7 protein-coding genes and 1 pseudogene are annotated in these 6807 nt (G+C 76.0%); 5 read left to right on the plus strand and 3 right to left on the minus strand.

All coding sequences use genetic code 11. From position 1 onward, the window contains the following. A partial coding sequence (locus ICW40_RS18375) for a RecB family exonuclease (RefSeq protein ID WP_221655448.1) occupies positions 1–778 on the plus strand: 778 nt, incomplete at its 5' end. A gap of 33 nt (positions 779–811) precedes the next feature. Here the strand turns inward: ICW40_RS18375 and ICW40_RS18380 are convergent. Next, the gene (locus ICW40_RS18380) at positions 812–2149 is read right to left on the minus strand and encodes a phosphotransferase (protein WP_221655449.1); all 1338 of its coding nucleotides are present in this window, start codon (positions 2147–2149) and stop codon (positions 812–814) included. 140 nt (positions 2150–2289) lie between these two features. Between ICW40_RS18380 and nudC the strand changes: the two genes are divergently transcribed. After that, the gene (gene nudC, locus ICW40_RS18385; protein WP_221655450.1) at positions 2290–3279 is read left to right on the plus strand and encodes an NAD(+) diphosphatase; all 990 of its coding nucleotides are present in this window, start codon (positions 2290–2292) and stop codon (positions 3277–3279) included. Between the two features lie 4 nt (positions 3280–3283). On the opposite strand, the gene ICW40_RS18390 is transcribed toward nudC, so the two are convergent. Further along, on the minus strand, positions 3284–3553 hold the full coding sequence (locus ICW40_RS18390; RefSeq protein ID WP_221655451.1) for a mycoredoxin: 270 nt from the start codon (positions 3551–3553) through the stop codon (positions 3284–3286). Between the two features lie 104 nt (positions 3554–3657). Between ICW40_RS18390 and ICW40_RS18395 the strand changes: the two genes are divergently transcribed. From ICW40_RS18395 to ICW40_RS18405, 3 genes are all read left to right on the plus strand, one after another. After that, positions 3658–5658 (plus strand): ATP-dependent helicase, encoded by a 2001-nt coding sequence (locus tag ICW40_RS18395; protein ID WP_221655452.1) that lies wholly within the window; start codon positions 3658–3660, stop codon positions 5656–5658. Positions 5659–5833: 175 nt separating this feature from the next. Continuing rightward, positions 5834–6022: a hypothetical protein gene (locus tag ICW40_RS18400; RefSeq protein ID WP_221655453.1), complete on the plus strand. Its 189-nt coding sequence runs from the start codon at positions 5834–5836 to the stop codon at positions 6020–6022. 138 nt (positions 6023–6160) lie between these two features. Continuing rightward, positions 6161–6520 carry a WhiB family transcriptional regulator gene (locus ICW40_RS18405; protein WP_221655454.1) on the plus strand — a complete coding sequence of 120 codons (360 nt, stop codon included), beginning with the start codon at positions 6161–6163 and terminating at the stop codon, positions 6518–6520. Between the two features lie 32 nt (positions 6521–6552). Here ICW40_RS18405 and ICW40_RS18410 read toward each other — a convergent pair. After that, positions 6553–6807, minus strand: a pseudogene (locus ICW40_RS18410) (hypothetical protein); the annotation flags it as partial.

A 6807-nucleotide genomic window follows, 5' to 3' on the forward strand; every position in this document is an offset into this window, starting at 1 on the left:
CACCCGTGCCGGGTGGGACGGCGGCCGCGCGCCCGCCGACGACGCTCGCGGCGGTGTGGGTGGGCCCCACGGTGCGGACGCGCACGTCGCGGGTGGGCCGCGACCCCTCGCCGACCTCGAGGACGCGGTGGAGCTGCTGCTCGAGGAGCGACGCCGCGGGCGGGCGGGACGGTCGTCGGTCGCGCTGCCCGCGCACCTGTCCGCCTCCGCGCTCGTCCGGCTCGCGGCGGACCGCGACGCCTTCGCGCTCCAGCTGCGCCGGCCGGTGCCGCTCGCCCCGTCGACCGAGGCGCGGCGGGGGACGGCGTTCCACGCCTGGGTCGAGCAGTACTACGGCGCCGCCTCGCTGGTCGACGTCGACGCCCTGCCCGGGGCGGGCGACGAGGTCGAGGACGCCCTCGACCTCGACGCGCTGCGCGCCTCGTTCCTCGCGTCGGAGTGGGCCTCGCGCGCCCCGGCGGCCGTCGAGGTGGACATCGAGACGCCCGTCGCGGGCGTCGTCCTGCGATCCCGCATCGACGCCGTCTTCCCGGAGCCCGACGGCGGCGTGGTCGTCGTGGACTGGAAGACGGGCAGGCCGCCGACGGACGACGCCGCTGCCGCGACGCGCGAGCTGCAGCTGGCCGTCTACCGGCTGGCATGGTCGCGGTGGACGGGCACGCCCCTGGACCTGGTCCGCGCGGCGTTCTTCTACGTCGCGACCGGGACGACGGTCCGGCCGCAGCGGCTCGTCGGGGCCGAGGAGATCGAGGAGGTGCTGCGCGCCGGCGGTCGGTGAGCCGGGACGCCCGGCACGCGAGCGGGACGCTCGTCAGGAACGCGCGTCGGGCGCGCGGGGGTCCTCCGGGTCGCCCGCGGCGTGCTCGTCGTCGTCGTCGGCGTCGACTCCGACCGCGTCGGTCCCGTCGGCCGGGGTCGTGGCGCCCGGCGCTCCATCGGTAGCACCGTCCACGCCGGCACCGTCCACGCCAGCACCGTCCACGCCGGCACCGTCCACGCCGGCACCGCCCACGCCAGCACCGCCCACGCCGCCGCTGTCTCTGGCGTCGTCGTCCGTTGCACCCTCGTCCGCGGCCGTCTCGTCGAGCGCTGTCGCCTCCGCGGTGTCGGCATCGTCGCTCGTGATCTCGGTTCCGCCGTCGGCCGTGCTCGCGCCGGCGCTCTCACCTCCGACGCCCGCAGCGTCGTCGACCGTCCAGCCGACCGGTACGGGAGCAGCGTCGCGCTCGTCGGGGACCTCGGCGGTGTGCTCGGCGAGCTCCTCGAGCATCGCTGCGGCGTCGTCGACGATCGCGGCGTCGTCCGAGCGCACGCCGTGCAGCAGCCACCGTGCCAGCGCGAGCTCGCCCGCGAGTAGAGCGCGCGCAGCCAGGTGCCGGTCGGAGGTCTCCGTCCGCCGCAGGGTGTAGGCCTCCAGGATGGGATCGACGCCCTCCTGGGGCGCGGCGACGAGGAGCCACGCGAGGTCGTCCGCGGGGTCCGCCACCTTCGCCTCCGACCAGCCGAGCACCCCGGTCACCGCGTCGCCCCGGCACAGCACGTGCTCGGCCGAGAGGTCGCCGTGCACGACCGTCGGCTGGAACCGCCACATCGCGACGTCCTCGAGCGCCCGCTCCCAGCGGCGCAGGAGCGACGACGGCACCCGGCCCGTGCGCGCGGCCTCGTCGACCTCGGCCAGCCGCCGCCGGCGGTACGCGTCGGCGTCGTAGACCGGCAGCCCGGCGTCCTCCACGAGAGCGACCGGCAGCTCGTGCAGCGCGGCGATCGCGCGGCCCACCGAGGCGGCCAGCCCCGGGCCGGGGCCGAGCAGCTCGAGCCGCAGCGGCCGTCCGGCGAGCTGCGGGTGCACGACGGCGCGACCCCCCTCGGGCAGCGGCGCGAACCCCGACGGGTGCGGCACGTCGAAGGGCAGCGCCCCCGCGTCGACCTGCTCCACGAGCGCCTCGAGGAGGGCGACCTCCGCCTCGAGCGCGGCGCCGGCGGCGGGGTCCTGCGGTGCGCGCACCACCCAACGGCGGCCGGTCGCGTCGATGACGACGGCGGAGTCGACACCCCCGGACTGCTGCGCGGGTCGTCGCACGTCGAAGGCGTCGAGCCCGGGCACGGCGACGGTCGCGAGGGCCGCGAGGGCGAGGGGGGAGCGGGGCACCCGCCCACGGTAGGCGCCACGCACGACTGTCGGCGACGCACCGCGTGGCGTGTCCGCATTCCGACAGGCAGGCACGCAGGCTGCCAGGCAGGCACGGCGCCCGGGAGGCCCGGGCGCGGGGCGGCACGTACGGTGGCGCCGTGGACTGGACGCGACTCCCTCTCGCCCGAGCGGGTGTCGACCGCGCCGCCCACCTGCGCACGGAGCCGGGCCTGCTCGACCGGCTCTCGGCCGACCCGACCTCACGCGTCGTGGTCGTCGCCGACGGCCGCCTGGCGACCCGCGCCACGCCGGACGGCACCGTCCTCCACCTGCTCCCGCCCGACGAGGCGCGCGCCACGATCGCGGACCGCCCGACCGGTGCGGAGCCGCCGCTCGCGCTGTTCCTCGGCGCCGACGACGAGGGCGCCTACCTCGGCTGGGTCGTCCCGGAGGTGCCCGGGGGCGGCGTCGACCTCGAGGGCGTCCCGACCGGCCCGCCCCGGCCGGAGGGCGAGGCCCCGGACCCGGACCGAGGACCGACGTGGTCCACACTGAGGGACGTCGGCCACGCGCTCTCGGACCGCGACGCCGGGCTGGCCGCCGCGGTGGTCGGGCTCGCCGCGTGGCACGAGCGGCACCCGCGCTGCCCGCGGTGCGGCGCGCCCACCACGCCGTCGTCGGGGGGCTGGACCCGCACGTGCACGGCGGACGGCTCCGACCACTACCCGCGCACCGACCCGGCCGTGATCATGGCCGTGGTCGACGACGCCGACCGCCTGCTGCTCGGCCACGCGGCCCACTGGCCCGCGCGCCGGTTCTCGACCCTCGCCGGGTACGTCGAGCCGGGGGAGTCGCTCGAGTCCGCGGTGCGCCGCGAGGTGCACGAGGAGGTCGGCCTGGTGATCGGCGCGGTCGGCTACCGCGGCAGCCAGCCGTGGCCCTTCCCGGCGTCGCTCATGCTCGCCTTCGTGGCACGCGCACGGACGACGGCGATCGAGGTGGACGGCGCCGAGGTGACCGAGGCGCGCTGGTTCACGCGCGAGGAGCTCGGCGCGGCCGTCGCGTCCGGCGACGTGCTGCTGCCGATGCGGACGTCGGTCGCGCGGGCGCTGATCGAGGACTGGTTCGGCGCGGAGCTCGCGGGCTGACGACCTAGACGGCGAGGCGCTTCTGCACCTCGGCGAGCGACGGGTTCGTCGCGGCGCTGCCGTCCGGGAAGACGAGGGTCGGCACCGTCTGGTTGCCGCCGTTCACCTTCTCGACCAGCTCGGCAGCACCCGGGTGCTCCTCGATGTTGACCTCGGTGTAGGCGACGCCCGCGGCGTCCATCTGCGACTTGAGGCGGCGGCAGTACCCGCACCAGGTGGTCGAGAACATCGTCACCGTTCCGGCGGCCGGCAGGGCGGTCGTCGCGTCGCTCATCGTGCTCCTCGTGGTTGCTGGGTCGTTCGTCCGTCAACCATCATCGCCGCCCTTTCCTTCCCCGTCGTGCCGACGTGTCGGCGGCGGCTGAGAGACTGGGCCCGATGTCCGCCGACCAGCTCCTCGACGCCCTCGACCCGGACCAGCGCGAGGTCGCCCTCGCCCTCACGGGCCCGGTGTGCGTGCTCGCCGGCGCCGGCACGGGCAAGACGCGTGCCATCACGCACCGCATCGCCTACGGCGTGCGGACGGGGACCTACTCGCCCACGAGCGTGCTCGCCGTGACCTTCACCGCGCGGGCCGCGGGCGAGATGCGCAGCCGCCTCCGCGCGCTCGGCGTCGTCGGGGTGCAGGCGCGCACCTTCCACGCGGCCGCCCTGCGGCAGCTCTCGTTCTTCTGGCCCAAGGTCTTCGGCGGGGCGCCGCCGCGCGTCCTCGACCACAAGGCCCCCGTGGTGGCGGAGGCCGCCTCGCGGCTCGGGCTCGGCGTCGACCGCCTCAGCGTCCGCGACCTGGCCTCCGAGATCGAGTGGTCGAAGGTCAGCCTCGTGGCCGCCGACGACTACGTCCGCGCCGCGTCGGCGACGGGCCGGCCGTCGCCCGCCGGCTACGACCGCGCGACGGTCGCCCGCCTGATCGCCGCGTACGAGGAGTCGAAGGACGCCCGCGGCGTGATCGACTTCGAGGACGTCCTGACGATCCTCGGCGCGATGCTCCAGGAGCGCCGGGACATCGCGGAGACGGTGCGCTCCCAGTACCGGCACTTCGTCGTCGACGAGTACCAGGACGTCTCGCCCGCGCAGCAGCACCTGCTCGACCAGTGGCTCGGCGGCCGGACGGAGCTCTGCGTGGTCGGGGACCCGAGCCAGACGATCTACTCGTTCACGGGGGCGACGCCGCACCACCTGCTCACGTTCGGGCAGCGGTACCCGGACGCCCAGGTCGTCCGCCTCGTCCGCGACTACCGCTCGACCCCGCAGGTGGTCGACGTGGCCAACCGCCTGCTGGCCGCGACCGGACGACGGCGCGGCTCGGGCCTCGAGCTCGTGGCCCAGCGGCCGACGGGCCCCGCGGTCGGCTACACCACCTACGACGACGACGAGGCGGAGGCCGCCGGGATCGCCGCACGGATCGGGCGTCTGCTCGCCGCCGGGACCCCGGCGCGCGAGATCGCCGTGCTCTACCGGACCAACGGTCAGTCCGAGGCCTTCGAGCAGGCGCTCGCCGAGGCCGGGATCGGCTACCTCGTCCGCGGCGGCGAGCGGTTCTTCGGCCGCAAGGAGGTGCGCGACGCGCTCGTTCTCCTGCGCGGCGCCGCGCGGTCGATGGCCGACGTCGCGCTCACCGAGGCGGTGCGCGACGTGCTCTCGGGCGCCGGCTGGTCACCCGAGCCCCCGGCCGCGCGGGGCGCCGTCCGCGAGCGGTGGGACTCGCTCCAGGCCCTCGTGGCCCTGGCCGACGAGCTGGCCTCGTCCGCCGACGGCGATGCGGACGGCCCCACCGTCGCGGACCTCGTCGCCGAGCTCGACGAGCGCGCGGCGGCGCAGCACGCCCCCGCCGTCGACGGCGTGACGCTCGCCTCGCTGCACGCGGCGAAGGGGCTCGAGTGGGACGCCGTCTTCCTCGCGGGGCTCAGCGAGGGCCTGGTCCCGATCTCGCTCGCCGAGACGACGGACGCCGTCGCGGAGGAGCGCCGCCTGCTCTACGTCGGGGTGACGCGCGCCCGCGAGCACCTCGAGCTCAGCTTCGCGCGGGCACGCAACCCGGGCGGGCGTGCCGGACGCAAGCGGAGCCGCTTCCTCGACGGCATCTGGCCGGAGGGCGACGGGCGCCGCCGCACCGGGGCCGTCCAGGGATCGCGCGCGACGGGCTCGCCGGGCGAGCAGGACCCGGCGCTGGTCGCCGCGCTGCAGGACTGGCGCCGGCAGGTCGCGGCCGACGTCGACCGGCCCGTGTGGACGGTCCTGGCGGACCCCGCGATCGAGGGCATCGCCGCACTGCGGCCGACGACCGTGGGGGAGCTCTCGCGCGTCAAGGGGGTCGGCCCGGGGAAGATCGACGCCTACGGCTCGGCGCTGCTGGGGATCGTCGCGCAGCACCGCTGACGGGCCGCGCGGACGCCCGGCCGGCCGCCGCGCGAGGCGTGGCAGAAACTCGTCGAAAACTCCTTCGTTAATTCTGTTGTCCCCCCGGATCCGGCGGCCCTAGGGTTTCTCACGTCCTTGTTGGAGGTCGGGCCGAAGAGGCCAGGGCCTGAGTCGAGAGGGGGTGGGTGCACTGATGGAGACCATGATCGTGACGACGTTCGCCGGCTATGCCGCGAGCTCCGCGCCGCGTCTCGTCGCGCCCACCCTGGATCGACTTCAGGGGACGGGTGTGCCCGGGGTCGCCGGCAACGACTGGCGACTCGCGCGGCGACGCATCACGTCCGCCGAGCTCGACTCCGTCCCGAGGGCACCACTGGTCTGACCGACCAGACGCCTCACCGGCCGCGGAGTCCACCTCGGGACCCGCGGCCTTTCTGCATCTCCGCTCCGGCGGTCAGCACAGGTCACGGTTCCCGGAACCGACAGACCAGCTGATCAACTCCGGACCAGGAGGACCACCGTGCGGCTCACCACGCTGCTCGACACCCTGAACGACAGCGGTTCCGGCCCGTGGCCCACGAACCGCCCGACCACCACCACGGCCCCCTCCGAGGCCGAGACCTTCGACCAGCTGGTCGCCACGCTCATCCCGTGCCGCGAGTACGACTCCGAGCTCTGGTTCGCCGAGTCCACGGCGGACGTCGAGCGGGCGAAGGCGTTGTGCCACCAGTGCCCGATCCGCCAGGGATGCCTCCAGGGCGCGATCGCCCGCCAGGAGCCCTGGGGTGTCTGGGGCGGCGAGGTCTTCATCGGAGGGGTCGTCGTACCCCGCAAGCGCGGCCGCGGCCGTCCCCGCAAGGACGAGTCCTCGGCAGCATGACGTGCAGCCCCGGCAGGTTCGCCTGCCGGGGCTCACGCGCGTCCGCGCTCGGCAGCCGGCTCGAGCGGCTGGACCGACGGTCCGACGCAGCCGCACTCGGGGTGCTCCTCCCACGTGACCGTGCGAGGCACGGCGTCGGGGAGGGCGACCACGAGCGCGGCCCCCTCGACCGTGACCGGCCGCCCGTCGAGGTGGGCGAGCGCCTGCGCCGCCGCGAGCGCACCCGCGGTCGCGGCGAGCGTCGTCTCCTCCGGCCCCGGCGGCACGCGTGCCAGCTGGGCCGCGAC

This window comes from Actinotalea ferrariae (assembly GCF_019733465.1).
Classification (GTDB): Bacteria; Actinomycetota; Actinomycetes; order Actinomycetales; family Cellulomonadaceae; genus Actinotalea; species Actinotalea ferrariae_A.